16 protein-coding genes are annotated in these 15,900 nt (G+C 67.0%); 6 read left to right on the forward strand and 10 right to left on the reverse strand.

All coding sequences use genetic code 11. The features are described from left to right. Positions 1-74 precede the first annotated feature (74 nt). From AC1DDH_RS13900 to AC1DDH_RS13915, 4 genes are all read left to right on the forward strand, one after another. Positions 75-1,007, forward strand: a complete 933-nt coding sequence (locus AC1DDH_RS13900; protein WP_476951762.1) for a LysR family transcriptional regulator — start codon at positions 75-77, stop codon at positions 1,005-1,007. 116 nt (positions 1,008-1,123) lie between these two features. Continuing rightward, positions 1,124-2,221, forward strand: a complete 1,098-nt coding sequence (locus tag AC1DDH_RS13905) for a tartrate dehydrogenase (RefSeq protein ID WP_476955642.1) — start codon at positions 1,124-1,126, stop codon at positions 2,219-2,221. A gap of 166 nt (positions 2,222-2,387) precedes the next feature. Beyond that, positions 2,388-3,863: a C4-dicarboxylate transporter DctA gene (gene dctA, locus AC1DDH_RS13910; protein ID WP_476955643.1), complete on the forward strand. Its 1,476-nt coding sequence runs from the start codon at positions 2,388-2,390 to the stop codon at positions 3,861-3,863. 1 nt (position 3,864) lies between these two features. Then, positions 3,865-5,025, forward strand: coding sequence for a glycerate kinase (locus tag AC1DDH_RS13915; RefSeq protein ID WP_476955644.1), 1,161 nt, complete (start codon positions 3,865-3,867; stop codon positions 5,023-5,025). 34 nt (positions 5,026-5,059) lie between these two features. On the opposite strand, the gene AC1DDH_RS13920 is transcribed toward AC1DDH_RS13915, so the two are convergent. From AC1DDH_RS13920 to AC1DDH_RS13940, 5 genes are all read right to left on the reverse strand, one after another. Beyond that, the gene (locus AC1DDH_RS13920; RefSeq protein WP_476955645.1) at positions 5,060-5,506 is read right to left on the reverse strand and encodes an SRPBCC domain-containing protein; all 447 of its coding nucleotides are present in this window, start codon (positions 5,504-5,506) and stop codon (positions 5,060-5,062) included. A gap of 84 nt (positions 5,507-5,590) precedes the next feature. Continuing rightward, positions 5,591-6,640 carry a sulfate/molybdate ABC transporter ATP-binding protein gene (locus tag AC1DDH_RS13925; RefSeq protein ID WP_476955646.1) on the reverse strand — a complete coding sequence of 350 codons (1,050 nt, stop codon included), beginning with the start codon at positions 6,638-6,640 and terminating at the stop codon, positions 5,591-5,593. Further along, positions 6,637-7,458 (reverse strand): ABC transporter permease, encoded by an 822-nt coding sequence (locus AC1DDH_RS13930; RefSeq protein WP_476955647.1) that lies wholly within the window; start codon positions 7,456-7,458, stop codon positions 6,637-6,639. Before AC1DDH_RS13930 ends, AC1DDH_RS13925 begins: the two co-directional genes overlap by 4 nt. A gap of 5 nt (positions 7,459-7,463) precedes the next feature. Continuing rightward, a complete protein-coding gene (gene modA / locus AC1DDH_RS13935) occupies positions 7,464-8,282 on the reverse strand; it encodes a molybdate ABC transporter substrate-binding protein (protein WP_476955648.1) in 819 nt (272 codons plus the stop codon). Beyond that, a complete protein-coding gene (locus tag AC1DDH_RS13940) occupies positions 8,279-8,689 on the reverse strand; it encodes a TOBE domain-containing protein (RefSeq protein WP_223913528.1) in 411 nt (136 codons plus the stop codon). The genes modA and AC1DDH_RS13940 overlap by 4 nt, the downstream gene beginning before the upstream one ends. A gap of 263 nt (positions 8,690-8,952) precedes the next feature. Between AC1DDH_RS13940 and AC1DDH_RS13945 the strand changes: the two genes are divergently transcribed. Continuing rightward, a complete protein-coding gene (locus AC1DDH_RS13945; RefSeq protein ID WP_476955649.1) occupies positions 8,953-9,537 on the forward strand; it encodes a hypothetical protein in 585 nt (194 codons plus the stop codon). Between the two features lie 138 nt (positions 9,538-9,675). On the opposite strand, the gene AC1DDH_RS13950 is transcribed toward AC1DDH_RS13945, so the two are convergent. From AC1DDH_RS13950 to AC1DDH_RS13970, 5 genes are all read right to left on the reverse strand, one after another. Then, a complete protein-coding gene (locus AC1DDH_RS13950) occupies positions 9,676-10,797 on the reverse strand; it encodes an NAD(P)/FAD-dependent oxidoreductase (protein WP_476873414.1) in 1,122 nt (373 codons plus the stop codon). Positions 10,798-10,865: 68 nt separating this feature from the next. Further along, positions 10,866-11,921, reverse strand: a complete 1,056-nt coding sequence (locus tag AC1DDH_RS13955) for a Gfo/Idh/MocA family protein (RefSeq protein ID WP_476873415.1) — start codon at positions 11,919-11,921, stop codon at positions 10,866-10,868. Continuing rightward, complete coding sequence (locus AC1DDH_RS13960; protein ID WP_476955650.1) at positions 11,921-12,727, reverse strand: amino acid ABC transporter ATP-binding protein; 807 nt, start codon at positions 12,725-12,727, stop codon at positions 11,921-11,923. The genes AC1DDH_RS13955 and AC1DDH_RS13960 overlap by 1 nt, the downstream gene beginning before the upstream one ends. Continuing rightward, complete coding sequence (locus AC1DDH_RS13965) at positions 12,724-13,512, reverse strand: amino acid ABC transporter permease (protein ID WP_018775513.1); 789 nt, start codon at positions 13,510-13,512, stop codon at positions 12,724-12,726. Before AC1DDH_RS13965 ends, AC1DDH_RS13960 begins: the two co-directional genes overlap by 4 nt. Positions 13,513-13,654: 142 nt before the next feature. Continuing rightward, complete coding sequence (locus tag AC1DDH_RS13970; protein WP_223913949.1) at positions 13,655-14,500, reverse strand: ABC transporter substrate-binding protein; 846 nt, start codon at positions 14,498-14,500, stop codon at positions 13,655-13,657. A gap of 205 nt (positions 14,501-14,705) precedes the next feature. On the opposite strand from AC1DDH_RS13970, the gene AC1DDH_RS13975 reads away from it, so the two are divergent. After that, positions 14,706-15,788 (forward strand): LacI family DNA-binding transcriptional regulator, encoded by a 1,083-nt coding sequence (locus AC1DDH_RS13975; RefSeq protein WP_476859935.1) that lies wholly within the window; start codon positions 14,706-14,708, stop codon positions 15,786-15,788. The last annotated feature ends 112 nt before the right edge of the window (positions 15,789-15,900 follow it).

Raw genomic sequence — 15,900 nt, forward strand, 5'->3', positions numbered from 1 at the left:
GAAATAGGCTCGGACTCATCGATCAGGCGGCCGCACGGCAACCGTCAAGCGCAAAAACCGGTGAAGGAGCCAGGGTGGACACCCGAAAGCTGAAGTATTTTCTGGCTGTTGTTGACCACGACGGGTTCAGCCGGGCCGCGGAGCACCTGCTCATCGCCCAGCCATCGCTCTCGCAGACCATCGCCGCCCTCGAGAAGGAGCTGGGCGTGCCGCTCTTCCACCGGATCGGGCGGCGGGCGGTGCTCACCGAGGCGGGCAAGGAGCTGATCGGGCCGGCCCGGCTCGTGATGCGCAACCTCGATGCTGCGCAGTCCGCGGTGCAGTCGGTGCGCGGGCTGCGCAGCGGACGGCTGGACATCGTCACGATGCCCTCGCCCGGGATCGAGCCCCTGTCCTCGATGATCGCCGCCTTCACCCGGGCGCATCCCCTGGTCAGGCTCAATGTCAGCGCCGCCTTCACCCCGGAGGACGTCATCGAGTCTGTCCGAAGCGGCAGCACGGAGATCGGGCTGGCAGGCTCCCCCACGCCCATTAAGGTTCCCGGCGTTGAGGTGCTGGAGCTCGATCGCCAGCCGCTGATCCTTCTCGTCAATCCCCAGTCCGATACGTTTGGCGCCGCAACAACGATCCAACGCGAGGAGCTGGCCGGCCACCGCCTGGTCGCGAGCCAGCGTGGTTCGCTGATGCGCTGGCTTGTGGACGATGCACTGGCGCGGGGGATCGACGCCGAAATCGTCGTCGAGGTCGCCCACCGGACCTCGATCCTGCCGTTGGTCCTGGCCGGGGTCGGCCACGCCGTGATGCCGTCGTCGTGGGCGCCCCTGGCCCACAAATCGGGGCTCCGGACGCTGCTGATCGAACCCGTGTCCTACCTGGATGTTGCCGTTCTCAGCAGGAGGGACGACCTGACCCCCGCAGCCCGGTCCTTCCTGGCGGTGGCGCGGCTGCACGCGGCCCCGCCACCGCAAGGAAGGACAGACACGCCTCCCCCGGCGCATCATCAATAGGCTGAACCTATCTAGCGGATCGGATCTTGGTCTTGGACGGCATGTGGTGCCGGCCCGTCTACTTGAAGAGGAAGGCAGTGTGACGCTGCTAACACACTCAACGAGGAGGTCGGCACATGAGCGCCACCCAGACATTCAGCATCGCTTCAATCCCCGCGGACGGCGTCGGCAAAGAGGTCGTCTCCGCCGGACGCCGGGTCCTGGACGCCCTGGCGCAGAATTCCGGCGGCAAGTTCGCCTTCGAATGGACCGAGTTCCCGTGGGGCTGCGAGTACTACGCCAAGACGGGCCAGATGATGGACCCCGACGGACTGGACACCCTCAAGGACTTCGACGCCATCTACTTCGGCGCTGTCGGCTGGGAAAACGTCCCGGACCACATCAGCCTCTGGGGCCTGCGCCTGAATATCACGCAGAACTTTGACCAGTGGGCCAACATCCGTCCGGTGAAGTTCCTCCCGGGCGTCCAGTCCCCGCTGCGCAAGGCCGACAGCACCGAGCTCGACTGGATTGTGGTCCGCGAAAACAGCGAAGGCGAGTATGCCGGCCTCGGCGGGCGGAACCTCAGCGGCCGCGGTCCGGGCAACGAGGTCGCCCTGCAGACCGCGCTGTTCACCGAGAAAGGCTGCGAGCGCATCATGCGCTTCGCGTTCGATCTGGCCCGGACCCGCACGGTGAAGAAGGTCTCCTCCGTCACCAAGTCCAACGCCCAGCAGTACGGCATGGTCCTGTGGGACGAAACCTTCCAGCGTGTTGCCCTGGACTACCCCGATGTCGCCACCGAGAGCGTCCTGGTCGACGCGATGAGCGCCAAGTTCATCCTGCACCCGGAAGACCTCTCCGTGGTCGTCGCCTCCAACCTGAACGCCGACATTCTCTCCGACCTCGGCTCGGCCCTGGCCGGCAGCCTCGGCCTGGCGGCCAGCGCAAACCTGAACCCGGAGCGCCGCTTCCCGTCCATGTTCGAGCCGGTGCACGGCTCGGCCCCGGACATCGCGGGCAAGGGCATCAGCAACCCGATCGGCGCGATCGCCAGCGCAGCCCTGATGCTGGACCACTTCGGCCTGCACGAGGAAGCCCGCCGCGTCGAGGCCGCCATCGAAGAGGCGACCGGCGCCGGACACCTGACCCGCGACGTCGGCGGCGACGCCACCACCGCGGGCGTCACCGACGCCATCATCGAGGCCCTGGCCCGCACCCTGGCGGCCGTCTAACGCTTCCGTCCAGCGCTGCGGCGCACTGAAACGGACGACGGCGGCCGCGCGGCCGGCGTCGAACGCTACACACTGCACGGGGCGGCTGCGCCGAACTGGCACCCGCCCCGTGCAAACCCCCACACTTAAAGCATCTCCAGAGACATTCCACAATGAGGTAGGAATCATGGGACACATCACCACCGCGGGCACGGACATCCCGGCCCCCAAGAAACGCTGGTACAGGCAGCTGTACTTCTGGGTATTGACCGGCATCGTCCTCGGCATTCTGGTGGGCTGGCTGGCCCCGGCCGCGGGCATCGCCATGGAACCGATCGGCACCACCTTCGTCAACGCCATGAGAATGCTGATCGGCCCGATCGTGTTCCTGACCATCGTCGGCGGCATCGCCAGCGTCGCGGATCTGAAGAAGGTCGGCATGACCGGGCTGAAGGCCTTGACGTATTTCCAGATCGGCACGATCTTTGCCCTGCTCTTTGGCCTGGTCGCCATCAACGTCTTCCGCCTCGGCGACGGCGTCAACGCAGACGCCAGCGCGATCAAGACGACGGACTCCGCGGCCAAACTCATCGACGCCGGCGCCCACCAGGAATGGTGGCAGTTCCTGACCCACATCATCCCCACCAGCGTTGTCGCGCCCTTCGTGGAAGGCGACATCCTCCAGATCATCTTCATCGCCGTGATCTTCGGCGTCGCGCTGAACGCCATGGGCAAGGTCGGGGCGCCCGTCCTGGACGGTGTCCAGCGCCTCACCGGGGTCATGTTCAAAATCCTGGGCTTCATCATGAAGGCCGCCCCGCTGGGCGCGTTCGGCGCGATGGCCTTCGCCGTCGGCAAGTACGGCGTCTCTTCCCTCTCCAGCATGGGCGGGCTGATCGCCCTCTTCTACGCCACCTCGATCCTCTTCGTCGTCGTGGTCCTCGGCTCCGTCATGGCCTTCCTGAAGCTGAACATCTTCAAGATGATCCGCCACCTCAAAGAGGAGTACCTGCTCATTCTGGGCACCTCCACTGCCGAACCGGCCCTCCCGGGCCTGATGCGCAAACTCGAGCACGCCGGTGTGAAGAAGGAAACGGTCGGGCTCGTGGTCCCCACGGGCTACAGCTTCAACCTCGACGGCGCCGCCATCTACCTTTCCCTGGCCGCCGTCTACATCGCCCAGGCAACCAACACGAACCTGACCATCGGCCAGCAACTGGGCCTCATCGCGGTCATGCTGCTCACCTCCAAGGGCGCGGCAGGCGTCGCCGGCGGCGGCTTCATCGCCCTGACCGCCACCCTGGCCACACTCGGCACCATCCCTGCCGCCGGCATCATGCTTATCTTCGGCATCGACAAGTTCATGTCCGAGTGCCGGGCCCTGGTGAACTTCACCGGGAATGCCGTCGCCACCTTGTTCATCGCCTGGTGGGACCGCACCCTGGACGCGGACCGCGTCCGCCGCGTCTTCAACGGCGAAACTGTTGAGCCGCTGCCCAGCGAGGATCCGATCCTCCCGGACGGCTACGGCGACATCGACGATGACCTGATCGAATACGGCCACCACACGCACCCGGACAACCACCCGGAGCGCACAGAAGCCGCCGATGCCGATTCGACGGCCAAGGACACCCGCCGCCCCGCCTACTCGGAAACCATCTGACATGTTCAACACCACCGCCCCGAAAACCGTGCGGACCCTCATCGCACCGGACAAGTTCAAAGGCAGCCTCACGGCCGGCGAGGTAGCCGACGCCCTGGCCGCAGGGCTCCGCGCCGGAGCCGGCTCCACCGGCGGGGCCGGAGCGGTCCACTGCGAGCTGCTTCCCCTGGCCGACGGCGGGGACGGCAGTGTGGACGCCGCCGTCGCCGCCGGCTTCACCCGGCACCGCCACACTGTCACCGGGCCCACCGGCCAGCCTGTCCCGGCCGGCATCGCGTTTGACGGCACCACCGCCGTCGTCGAGGTCGCCAACACCTGCGGTCTGGCGCTCCTGCCGGCGGGCCAGCTGGAACCCTTGGCGGCCTCCAGCCGGGGCTTTGGGGAAGCGATCCTGTTCGCCCTCAGTCTCAACCCGGCCAGGATCGTCCTGGCGCTGGGCGGAAGTGCCAGCACCGACGGCGGCATGGGAATGCTCACCGCCCTGGGCTACCGCTTCCACGACGGCCGCGGCCGGCAGCTCCACGGCAGCGGAGAGTCACTGGCGCAGATCCACACCATCCGCCGGACCAGGTTCCCCGAACTGGACAGCACGGAACTCGTGGTCGCCAGCGACGTCCACAATCCACTGCTCGGGCCCGACGGCGCACCGGCGGTCTTCGGACCCCAAAAGGGCGCCGGACCGCAGGACATTGCGGCACTGGAGCACGGGCTGGCGCACCTCGTCGCCACGTTGACGGACGCCGGATTTGAGGACGCCGCCGAACTGGCGCAGCGCGAGGGCGCCGGAAGCGCCGGCGGGATCGGCTTCGCCTGCCTGCTGCTGGGCGCCAAGCAGGTCTCGGGCGCCGACTACTTCCTGGACCTACTCGATTTCAACAACCGCAGGGACAGTTGCGACGTCGTCATCACCGGCGAAGGCAGCATCGACGAGCAGACCCTCGCCGGCAAACTTCCCGCCGCCGTCGCCCGGAGGTCCGGAACCCGCCCGATCATCGCGGTGGCCGGCCGTTCACTCCTCCCCCGGGAAAGATGGTCCGAACTGGCGCTCACCCGGGTCTACACCCTGGCCGAGTACACCGACCAGGACTCCGCCAAAGACCCCGGACTTTCCGCCGCCCTGCTGCAGAGGATCGGGAGGGACATCGCGGCAAGCCTGCTGTAGGCGCTAGCGGAATCTGGCCCCGCGGTCTTACTGCCTAATCGCGCCCTGACTCTTCCCGCTCGGCGATCGCCTTCACGCTCTTCACCAGGCTGTCCCACATGCCCTTGGAGTGGTCGGCGTCCTCGGCACTGGCGTTGTTGTCCTGGGCGAGCGTCAGTTGCGTGGCACCGGCCTGGTCCTCGAGCGTCCAGGTCAGCGTGTGGTAGTTCTCCGGCGCATCCGCCTGGCCGCTCAACGGGCTGAAGTGCGTGACAACAAGCCGCCGTCCGGGTTCAAACTCGAGGATGCTGCCCCTGTCCTCGTACTCCTTGCCGTCCCAGGTGCCCCGCCACAGGATGGGTCCGCCTACCGTCCAGTCGGTCACGAGTTCGGTGCCGAACATGAATTCCTTGGCGGCATCGGGATCGGTGATCACGGACCATACGCGGCTCGCGGGCGCCCCGATGGTGATGGTCGAGGTCGCCACATACATTCCAGGCATAGCTTCCTTTCCTCGCGGAGTCGCTCGGCGCCGGCAGCGCCCGGCACCGAGACTACTCCGCCGGGCGGAACGTGCGGAAGCTCCCTAGGCCGGGTAGATCGCGATGGCGGCGGCCTTGATGACGAAGTAGACGCTCATTCCGGGGATGAGGCCGAGGTCGGCTGACGCGGCCGGGGTGATGTCGGCGGAGAGTCGACCGGCACGGACACGGATCTGATCGCCGTGGGGCTCCAGGTCCGTGATGATCACTTGAAATGAGTTTCGCGGGCTGCCGTGCTCTTCGGTGAGGAACACCGATACCGCCGAGGGCGGAAAGACCGCCACTCCGTCCTGCCCGGGCTCGACGGACTCGTCCTGGTGGCCCGCGACGACCATGCCCTCGGCGGTGGTCACCCCGGCGTCGCTGACGGTGCCCGCCACCAGGTTCAGCCCGGCCAGTCCGGCGGCGAACCGGCTGCGCGGTTTTTCCAGGACTTCGCGGGTGGGGCCCTGTTCGGTGATCCGGCCGTCCTCGAGGACGATCACCCGGTCGGCCAGCATGAGGGCGTCGAGGATGTCGTGGGTGATGATGATGGCCCGGCGGCCGGCGAGGACGCGCTTGAGGAGCCGGCGGAGCAGCGGGGCGGCATGGATGTCGAGCGCGGCCATGGGCTCGTCCAGGAGCAGCAGGTCGGGGTCGGCGGCGAGGGCGCGGGCCACGGCCACCCGCTGGGCCTGTCCGCCGGAGAGCTGTCCGGGGCGCCGGGAGGCGAGGGAGCCGGCGTCGACTTCGCTGAGCCAGTGCCTGGCCGTTTCGCGGGCCGCTGCGCTGGCGGCGCCGGCGCTGCGTGGCCCGAACGCGACGTTGTCCAGTGCGTTGAGGTGCGGAAACAGGAGGGCTTCCTGGGCCAGCAGCGCCGTGCCCCGGGTATGCGGGGCACGCCAGATGTTGGTGTCCGCGCTCAGGTCAAACAGGACTTTTTCGCCGATCGTGGCCTTGCCGGCATCGGGGCGCAGCAGGCCCGAGATGATCGAGAGGAGCGTCGATTTACCGGCCCCGTTGGGCCCGAGGATGGCGATTATCTCGGCCGGTCCGAGGCTGAAGGAGACCTCGAAGCCCCGTGCGGCAAGGGTTGCGTCCAGCTGAAAGGTCACCGGAGTGCTCCTTCCGGTGCCACGCCGAGGCGCGGGCGCCGGTAGGAGAGCCCGACGACGGCCACCGCCACGGCGACCAGCAGGAGAGAGAGCGCGACGGCGGCGTCGGCGTCGGTTTCGCGCTGCAGATAGATCTCCAGCGGCAGGGTGCGGGTGACGCCCTGCAGGCTGCCGGCGAAGGTCAGGGTGGCACCGAATTCGCCCAGGCTGCGGGCGAAGGACAGAACGGCGCCGGAGGCCAGGCCGGGGAGCACCAGCGGGATGGTCACCCGGCGCAGCACCGTGCCCGGGCGCGCCCCGAGGGTCGCGGCGACCGCCTCGTACTTGTTGCCGGCGGTGCGCAGGGCGCCTTCGAGGCTGACCACCAGGAACGGCAGGGCAACGTACGTCTGGGCGAGGACGACCGCGGTGGTGGAGAAGGCGATCTGGATTCCGGCCAGTTCCAGGCTTCTGCCCAGCAGTCCCTGGCGGCCGAAGGTGTAGAGCAGGGCGATGCCTCCCACCACGGGGGGCAGGACCAGCGGCAGCAGGACGAAGGCCCGGAGCAGGCGCTGGCCCGGGAACGGGCTCCGGGCCAGGATGAGTGCGAGCGGCACGCCGAGGACGATGCAGGAGGCGGTGCTCGCCGCGGAGGTACGCAGGCTCAGGCCGAGCGCGGTGAGTGAGGATTCGGAGGTGATCAGCGGGATGAACTGGGACCAGTTGACCTTGGCGACCATTGCAACCAGCGGCAGCAGGACGAAGAGTGCCCCTGCTGCCGCGATGGCGTAAATCCATGCCGGGATGCCTGTGTACCCGGTGCCGCTGCGCCTGTGCATGCCGTTTACGGGGTGCCGAATCCGGCGTCGCTCAGCACCGTCTTGCCCTCGCCGCCGGTGACCGCGGCGATGAAGGCAGCGGCGAGCTCCTTGTTCTTGCTCGTGCCGACCGTGGCGATCGGGTAGGTGTTTACGGCCTGGTCCGACTCGGCGAAGGGGATGCCTTTGACCTTGTCTCCGGCGTTCCTGACATCCGTGACATAGACCAGCCCGGCGTCGGCCTCACCCGAGGTGACCTTGCCCAGGACATCCGCGACGGACGATTCCTCGCTGACCGGCGCCAGGGTGGTGCCGGTGGCTTTTTCGACGGTCTCGGCCGCGGCGCCGCAGGGAACCTGCGGTGCGCAGACCACCACCTTCACGCCCGGTTTGGCGAGGTCGGCGAAGGAGCTGATCGATGCCGGGTTGGACGGCGGAACCGCGATCTCCAGGACGTTCGTGGCGAAGTTGGCCGGGGCGCCGTCGATCAGTTCCGCATCGGTCAGCTTGGCCATGTTCTTGGTGTCGGCGGAGGCAAAGACGTCGGCCGGGGCGCCCTGGGTGATCTGCGTGACCAGGTCCGAGGAGCCGGCAAAGTTCAAAGTGATTTTGGTGTCGGGGTTCTTCGCCTCGAAGTCGCTGGCCAGCTTGGTGAAGGTCGATTTCAGCGAGGCCGCGGCGTACACGGTGATCGCTCCGGACAGCGTGGGGGTCTCACTGGCCCCGGCGCTGGAGTTGGAGCCGGTTCCGGCTGCCCCGGGTGTGCCGGCGGCACAGCCGGCCAGGCCCGCGGCCAGGGCGCCGGCCGCCAGCAGTGCGGGGACGTGCTTGCGGGCGGTCCTCATATGAGGCTCTTTCCGTGGGGCGTTTCGATGATGACGGTGGTGGCTTTGACCACGGCGGTCGCCACGGATCCAAGTTCCAGGCCCAGTTCCCGGACGGCTTCGCTGCTCATCAGGGACACGACGCGGAAGGGCCCGCACTGCAGCTCAACCTGTGCCATGACTTTGTCAGCGGTGATGCCCGTGACCAGGCCGACGAACCGGTTGCGGGCGGAGCGGCCTATCTTGGTGGGGTCATCGGGAAGCTGTGCCTGGTCGCGGGCCAGGTGGGCAAGTTCCAGGCCGTCCACGGCCAGCCGGCCGGAGTCATCCTTGACCGGGGTCAGTATCCCATTCTCGGTCCAGCGCCGGACGGTGTCGTCACTGACCCCGAGAAATCGTGCTGCTTCGGAAATGCGGATTTTCGGCATACCTCCATAATCACCTATTTGCGGCAATTATGGGGAAACTGATCCGCAAATCAGTAAAGAATCCTCGTTTGGGGTCATCCGAGGCGCAGCCGGGTCCGGCCCCCGGGATCCTCGAACTCAAGGCGCATTTCAGGCCGGCCGGTGGCGCCGCCGCCGGGCGCCGCCCGCTGGGTGGCCACCAGGAGCGACGGCGGGTCGATTTTCCCGCCGCCCGGGACGATAATCGGAGGTGACCGGACAGCTTCTGCCGAGAGGAGCCGGCCGTGGCACCCACCACCCTGCTGGCAGGATTCAGATCTGCGATCGCCGCCCTCACGTTGGGGGTGCTGCTGCTGACCGGAACCGGCTGCTCCTCCGACAACCCCGCGGAAACCACGAAGATCACGCCGGCGACCAACGGGATCAACACCGTGGTCGGTCCGATGAAGCTGGCGGACATGCTCATCCTCTCCCACGGAGCGGACCAGCCCGGACGGATCATGGGCACCGTATTCAACACGTCCGCCAAAGACGCGGTTGTCACCATCTCCGGCGCTTCCGGATCGACGGTATCGATTCCGGTCAAGGCCAACGGCGAAACGTCTTTGGCCCAGCCTCCGGCCATGATGCTGGACCCCACCACGGGATCCCCCGGGTCCCTGGTCACGGTCCGGGTGAGCGAGGACTCCACAGGTAAGTCGGCCGAGCTGCAGCTTCCGGTCCTCGACTCCACGCTGCCCGAATACCAGTCGTACATGCCCGCGACGCCCGGATCCGGGGCTGCCTCCGGCAGCCCGTCACCCACGCTGCCCGGGAACACCACCACCCCATCCGGTACCGGGTCCCCCAGCCCCTCCCCCAGTCCGTAGCCCGAAGCCCGGCCCCAGGCGCCAGACAACAACGGATCTGGCCCCAAAGGTGGCACCGCCGGCGCAGGAGCAGGACAGGTCATAGGCAGGCAGGGCCGGTGAACGCCGTCCCTGCCTGTCTGGCAGCCGCGGCTCTGGCTAGGAGAAGCGTCCCGGCCGGAAGGTGGCCAGCATCGGGTGCTTCGTGCCGGTCATGATCTCGCCCGCGAGAAGTTCTCCTGCGATGAGGCCCAGCGTGGCCCCCGAGTGAGTGAAGGCCACGAAGCAGCCGGGCACTTGGCCGAGTTCGCCGAGGACCGGTTCGCCGTCGCCCGGGATGGGCTTGTAGCCGATCTTCCAGGAGGCCGGTTTGAGGTCGGGGTTGCCGCCGATGAGCTTGGATGCTTCATCGGCGAGTTCCTGGACCACGTCATCGGGGATGCTGAAGGAGCCGTCAGGGTGTTCGGCGATGTGCCCTTCATACCAGTCGTGGTCCAGGGCAAGGGTGTTTCCGGGGTTGGGCCGGACGGCGGCCCGGGGGGTGTTCAGCACGGCCTTCAGCTCGTGCTCGACGGGTTTGGTCAGCACCAGCATGGAGACCGGGGATCCGTTGGGGATCTTGACGCCGAGGGAGGCGACGACGGCGGGAGTTGCGGCACCGCATGCCACGAGGACAGCGTCTGACTCGTGGGTTTCGCCTGCGGCCGTCTCGATGCCGGTGGCCCGGCCGCCGTCGACCGTCACGGACACTTTGCCGGCGTTGAGTACGAGTTCACCGCCCAGGGCGTGGAACTCCTCCATCAGGAAGTCCACCAGATCGGGCAGGCTGACCCAGCCCTCACCGGGGTTGAAGATGGCGTTCTCCGGAACGGCATCCGGTTCGATGCCGGGGGTGGCCGAGGAAACCTGTGCGGGTGTCAGAAGCTTCGAGTCATAGCCGATGGATTTCTCGTAGTAGTGGCGGGCTTCCGTGGCGGCTTCCTGGCCGGCGGGATTCCACATGAGGCCACCGCCGAACTGCAGCCAGTCCCGGCCGGGGTCCGCGGCGAAGAGCGTGCGGTAGCGGTCCACGCCGGCGACCCGGAGCTGGTGGTACGGTGTGGACCGTTCTCCGGCGGAGTTCAGCCAGGAGAGCGAGCGGCCGGTGGCCTCGCTGGCGAGGCCGTGTTCGGTCAGGAGGATGACGGAGGCGCCGTCGCGGAGCAGGTGGACGGCCGTGGAGACGCCGAGGATGCCACCGCCGATGATGGCGATGCGCTTGGTTGAGGGCGTGGAGGACATGGGTCTGCCTTTCCTAAAGTAGAGGTATCTGGGGTGTCCGTGAGGGGCACTGGGAGCCGGTGTGCGGGCTATGCGAAGGCGCGGATATTTTGGATGACGCTCAGGACGTCGAGGGACTCTTCGGGGTCGACCGGAAGTGGGCCCTTGCCACGGAGGGCAGTCGCGAGCTCTGCATAGAACAGCGGATAGGCGCCGGGTTCAGATGCGACTGGCCGCAGGTCTCCGTCGACACCCACGGTCCCCCAATGGGTTTGGGGTTCGACGCCGTAGCCCGGGTCCGTGGGTATCGTTCCGGCCGCGAGGGCCGGTTCCTGGCCGTCCAGGCCCCACTTCGTGTAGCCGGACTGGGAGCCCAGGACGTGGAAGCGTGGGCCGACCTGCGCCGTCATGCCGTTCATCCACAACCGTGAGCGGACCCCGGATTCGTGGAGCAGGGACACGAAGGCCTCGGTGTCGGCACCGGCCGGATCCGGGCCGCGGTTCGCCGTTTCGCCGTAGCTTTCGGTCACCGGGCCAAAGAGCTGGACGGCCTGGTCGATCAGGTGGGCACCGAGGTCGTTGAGGATGCCGCCGCCATCGGGCACGGCGGCGGTGTCCCGCCAGTTTCCGAAGCCCTCCGGCCGCCACCATTCGAAGCGCGACTCGAAGCTGCGGACCTCGCCCAGCGCTCCTTCCCCGATAAGCTTCTGAAGCGTCAGGAAATCGGCGTCCCAGCGCCGGTTCTGAAATACCGTGAGCTGCACGCCGGCGTCGGCCGCTCGGGAGATGAGCTCCTGCCCCTGGCCCGGTGTGGTGACGAACGGTTTGTCCACCACCACGTGGAGGCCATGGGCGATGGCCGTTGCGGCGAGGTCGAAGTGGGTCAGCGGTGGCGTTCCGAGGACCACCAGATCGAGGTCACCGGACAGCGCAAACAGGTCCTCCGGCGTCGGGACGATCCGGGTGTCCGGGTAGAGCCTTGCCGCCTCCGAGGCGCGGTCCTGATCCGCCGTGACGATCACGTCCAGCGAGTAGTTGGCATCCGCCGCGATCAGCGGTGCGTGGAAGACTTTGCCCGAGATGCCGAACCCCACGACGGCGGTGCGGATGGGTGCTGCCGCGGTGTTTCCCTTCAGGGTCTCCATCAGAGCACTTCCGAGAGGAATCGCTGGAGGCGTTCGCTTTGCGGGTTGTCGAAGAGGTCGGCGGGCGTGCCGGACTCGACGACCTCGCCTTCGTCCATGAAGACAACCTGGTCGGCGACTTTGCGGGCAAAACCCATCTCGTGCGTGACCACCAGCATGGTCATGCCGCGGCGGCCCAGGCCTGCCATGAGGTTCAGCACGCCCTTGACCAGTTCCGGGTCCAGGGCGCTGGTGGCCTCGTCGAAGAGCATGACTTCCGGTTCCATGGCCAGGGCTCGGGCAATCGCGACGCGCTGCTGCTGTCCGCCGGAGAGGTCGCGGGGGCGGTGGTCGGCGCGTTCGGCAAGACCGACCTCGGCTAGGCGGCGCCGGGCGCGTTCCCTGGCTTCGGCCTTGGGCATGCCCTTGACGCTCCAGAGGGCCAGCGCCACGTTCTCGAGGGCGGTGTGGTCCGGGAAGAGGTTGAAGTGCTGGAACACCATGCCGATGCGGCTGCGCAGGAGGTCCGGTTTGACCTGCAGGGCGCTCTCGCCGGCCAGGAGCACGTCCCCGCTCTTGGGTTCGTGAAGCCGGTTGACGCCGCGCAGGAGAGTGGATTTGCCGGAGCCGGAGGGCCCGATGATGCAGGTGGTGGTGCCCGGGGCGACGTTGAGGCTGACATTGCGGAGCACCTCGACGTCGCCGTAGGCCATGGTCAGGTTCTGCAGTTCCAGGCTGGAGCCGTGGAACGTCTCGATGTCCGGGACTGATTCTTTGGCATTGCTGGCGTTGTTGGTGCTGCTTGCGGTGTTGCTGGCGAGGCTCATGTGTTGCTCCCGGTGGTCAGCGGTGAAGCCGCGGCGAGTTCTTTGACTTCCTTGAGACCGCTGCTGGGTGCGGCGGGGCGGCGTCGGCCGGTGCGGAAGCGGTTATCGAAGTAATTGACCAGATGGGTCAGCGGAACCGTGATCAGCAGGTAGAAGATGCCGGCCATGACCAGGGGCGAGAGGTTGCCGGAAAGCACGGCGGCGTCCTGGCCCACGCGGAAGAGCTCGCGTTCCGTGACCAGCAGGCCCAGGAAATAAACCAGCGAGGAGTCCTTGACGATCGCGATGAACTGGTTCACCAGCGCTGGCAGGACCCGGCGGACGCCTTGCGGAACCACCACCAGGGCCATGGACTTCGCGTAGCTCATGCCCAGCGCGCGGCAGGCCTCACCCTGGCCTTTGTCCACGCTCTGGATACCGGCGCGGAAGATCTCCCCGATGTAGGCGCTGGCGATCAGGCTCAGGGCGATGATCCCCAGGGGGTAGGGCGAGGGACCGAAGATCGATTGGCTGAAGCGGGCGAAACCCTGGCCGATCAGCAGGATGGTCAGGATGGCGGGGAGTCCGCGGAAGAGGTCCGTGTAAATCCGGGCCGGAACCCGAAGCCACCGCGAGGGAGATATCCCCATCACGGCGACGACCATGCCGAGGGCAACGCCGATGATGGTCGCCGCAACGGAGATGATGAGGGTATTGAGGAGACCGACTCCCAGAAGCTGGGGCAGGACCTCGGCCATTGCGCCGAAGTCGAAGAAGGTGCGGGTGATGGTGCTTAACCAGTCCATGGTTGCTCTCAGACGTAGATAGCTTGTGGAACCCGGCGGGCCGCGCAGTGCGGCCCGCCCGGTCAGGTGGCAGCCGGGCTATGTGCCGACGTGCCGATGGTTCGGTGCCTGTTGGTTGCCGGCCGCTTACTTGCTGGGCCGTTTACTTGCTCGGCGCAGGCGTTGCCGTCTGCTCAGCTTTCGGCAGGTACTGCTCGGGCATCGGGGAGCCCGGGAACCACTTCTGGTAGAGCTTCTTCCAGGTGCCGTCCTCCATGGCTGCGGCAAGGCCCTTATTGAGGGCGTCCTTGAAAGCGGTCTTGCCCTTGGCCACGGCGAAGCCGGCGGGAGCGTCGAAGGACGGGATGTCCGCGGCGCTGATCAGCCCGTACTGCGTTTCATAGGCCTTGGCGGCCTCGTAGTCCAGGAAGTGTGCATCAACGGATCCACTGTTGACGGCGGCGATCGCGGTGTTGTTGTCCGGGAAGCGCACCAGGCTCGCGGAGGTGAAGTTCTTGACCGCGTAAGCCTCCTGCAGCGTTCCCTGCACGACGCCGAGACGCTTTCCGCCGAGGCCGTCGGCGCCGGTGATGCCCGAGGTTTTCGTGGTGATGACGGTCAAGTAGCCGGCCAGGTAGCCATCGGAGAAGTCGACGGTTTGTTTGCGCTTGTCTGTGATGCCGATCGCCGCAACGCCGGCGTCGAACTGGCCGTTGGAGACGGCCGCGAGCAGCCCGGAGAAGTCCTGTCCGGTGAAGACGACCTTGTCCACTCCGGCGCGGTGGGCGACGTCTTTGAAGAGCTCGACGTCGAAGCCGGTGAAGTTACCCTGGGCGTCGGCAAAGGTATAGGGCTTCGAATCACCCAGGCTGGCAACGCGGATGGTGCCGGCTTCAATCAGGCCGTAGGGGTTGTCCGCCGGCGAGGACGAGGCGGATGAGCTGCCTCCGCAGCCGGAGAGTGCCAGGACCGCGGCAACAGCAGCGGCGATGAGCGCCCCGGGGCGCATTTTGTTTCCTGTGTTCACAGCGTTTCCAATCGTGGGGGTGAGCAGCGGGGCAGGCAGGCAGTGGGCCCCGTGGAGTGGGACTTTATCGATGGAAGTCTTGCTGAGTCCGGTCTCAGTCCCTAGGATTGAGACCGGACTCACATCGATTGCTAGAAATGTAATCGAAGCCACATCAGGCGTCAAGGGTCCGCTACGAAAGGCCGTAATGAATAGTGATGCTTCCCGGCGCCGCGATGTCACTGTCGCCGACGTCGCCAAAGCAGCCCAGGTTTCCAAGGCCCAGGCCGCCCGCGCCCTGGGCAACTACGGGGCCGTGAGCGACGACGTGCGTGAGCGGGTGCTGGCTGCCGCCGAGGAACTGGAGTACCGGCCCAACGAGCTCGCCCGCAGCATGAACACCGGGAAATCGCACACCATCGGGGTGGTGGTCGGCGACATCGAAAACCCCCATTTCGGCCTGGCCACGCGGGGCATTACGGATACCGCCAAGCGGAGTGGATTCAATGTCATCCTGATCAATACGGACGAGGATACCGAGGCGGAAATCGACGCCGTCAGGGTGCTCCTCGACAAGCGCGTTGACGGCCTGATCGTGGCACCCGCGTCTTCCGTGGAAACGCAACATTTACGGCGCGTTTACGAATCCGGCCGTCCGCTGGTCCTTTTGGACCGCAAGGCGCCAGGGCTCGACGTCGACACCGTGGCGGTGGACATGGAGGACATCTCCCATGAATCCACCAGCTATTTGCTCAAGTCCGGCCACCGGAGGATCGCCTTCGTCTCCACGCTGAAAACAGCCGGGCCGTACCACGACGGCATGCAGCTGGACTCGTCCCAGATCTCGGACCGGCGCGACGGCATGAAACGCGCATTCGAGGAGGCGGGGCTGGACCTGCCCGTCGATCTGATCCGCCTCAACGCCGGCGACGACGAGTCCATCAAGAAGATCACCCGCGAGCTGGTGCAGCGCCCTGACCCGGCGACGGCGATCATCGCCTCCGACGGGCTGATCGGCCTCAGCGTGGTGGAAGCGATCCACGAGCTCGGCCTCTCCATTCCGGGTGATGTCTCCTTCCTCATGTATGACGACTTCGCCTGGACGCGCCTGACCACGCCCCCGCTCACGGTTATCGCCCAGCCTGTCTACGACATGGGCGTAGCGGCCGCGTCAGCCCTGATCCGGCAGATCGAAGGCCGCAAGGCACCGGCGGCCGCACCGACATTCACGGCCGCACTGATCCGCCGCGGCTCGGTCGCGGCCCCGCGGGCGGCCCGCGAGCACACTTAGTCCGCTTGCGGGCGCCATTGGGCGCCTCGACCCAAAGGACAGGGCTTAGTTCTCTGGCGCCGTCCCGGGCCGGCGGATTCACTGAACTGCAGGGGAACGTTTAGTGCAATCG

The sequence above is a fragment of the Arthrobacter sp. 10T425 genome (assembly GCF_056393985.1).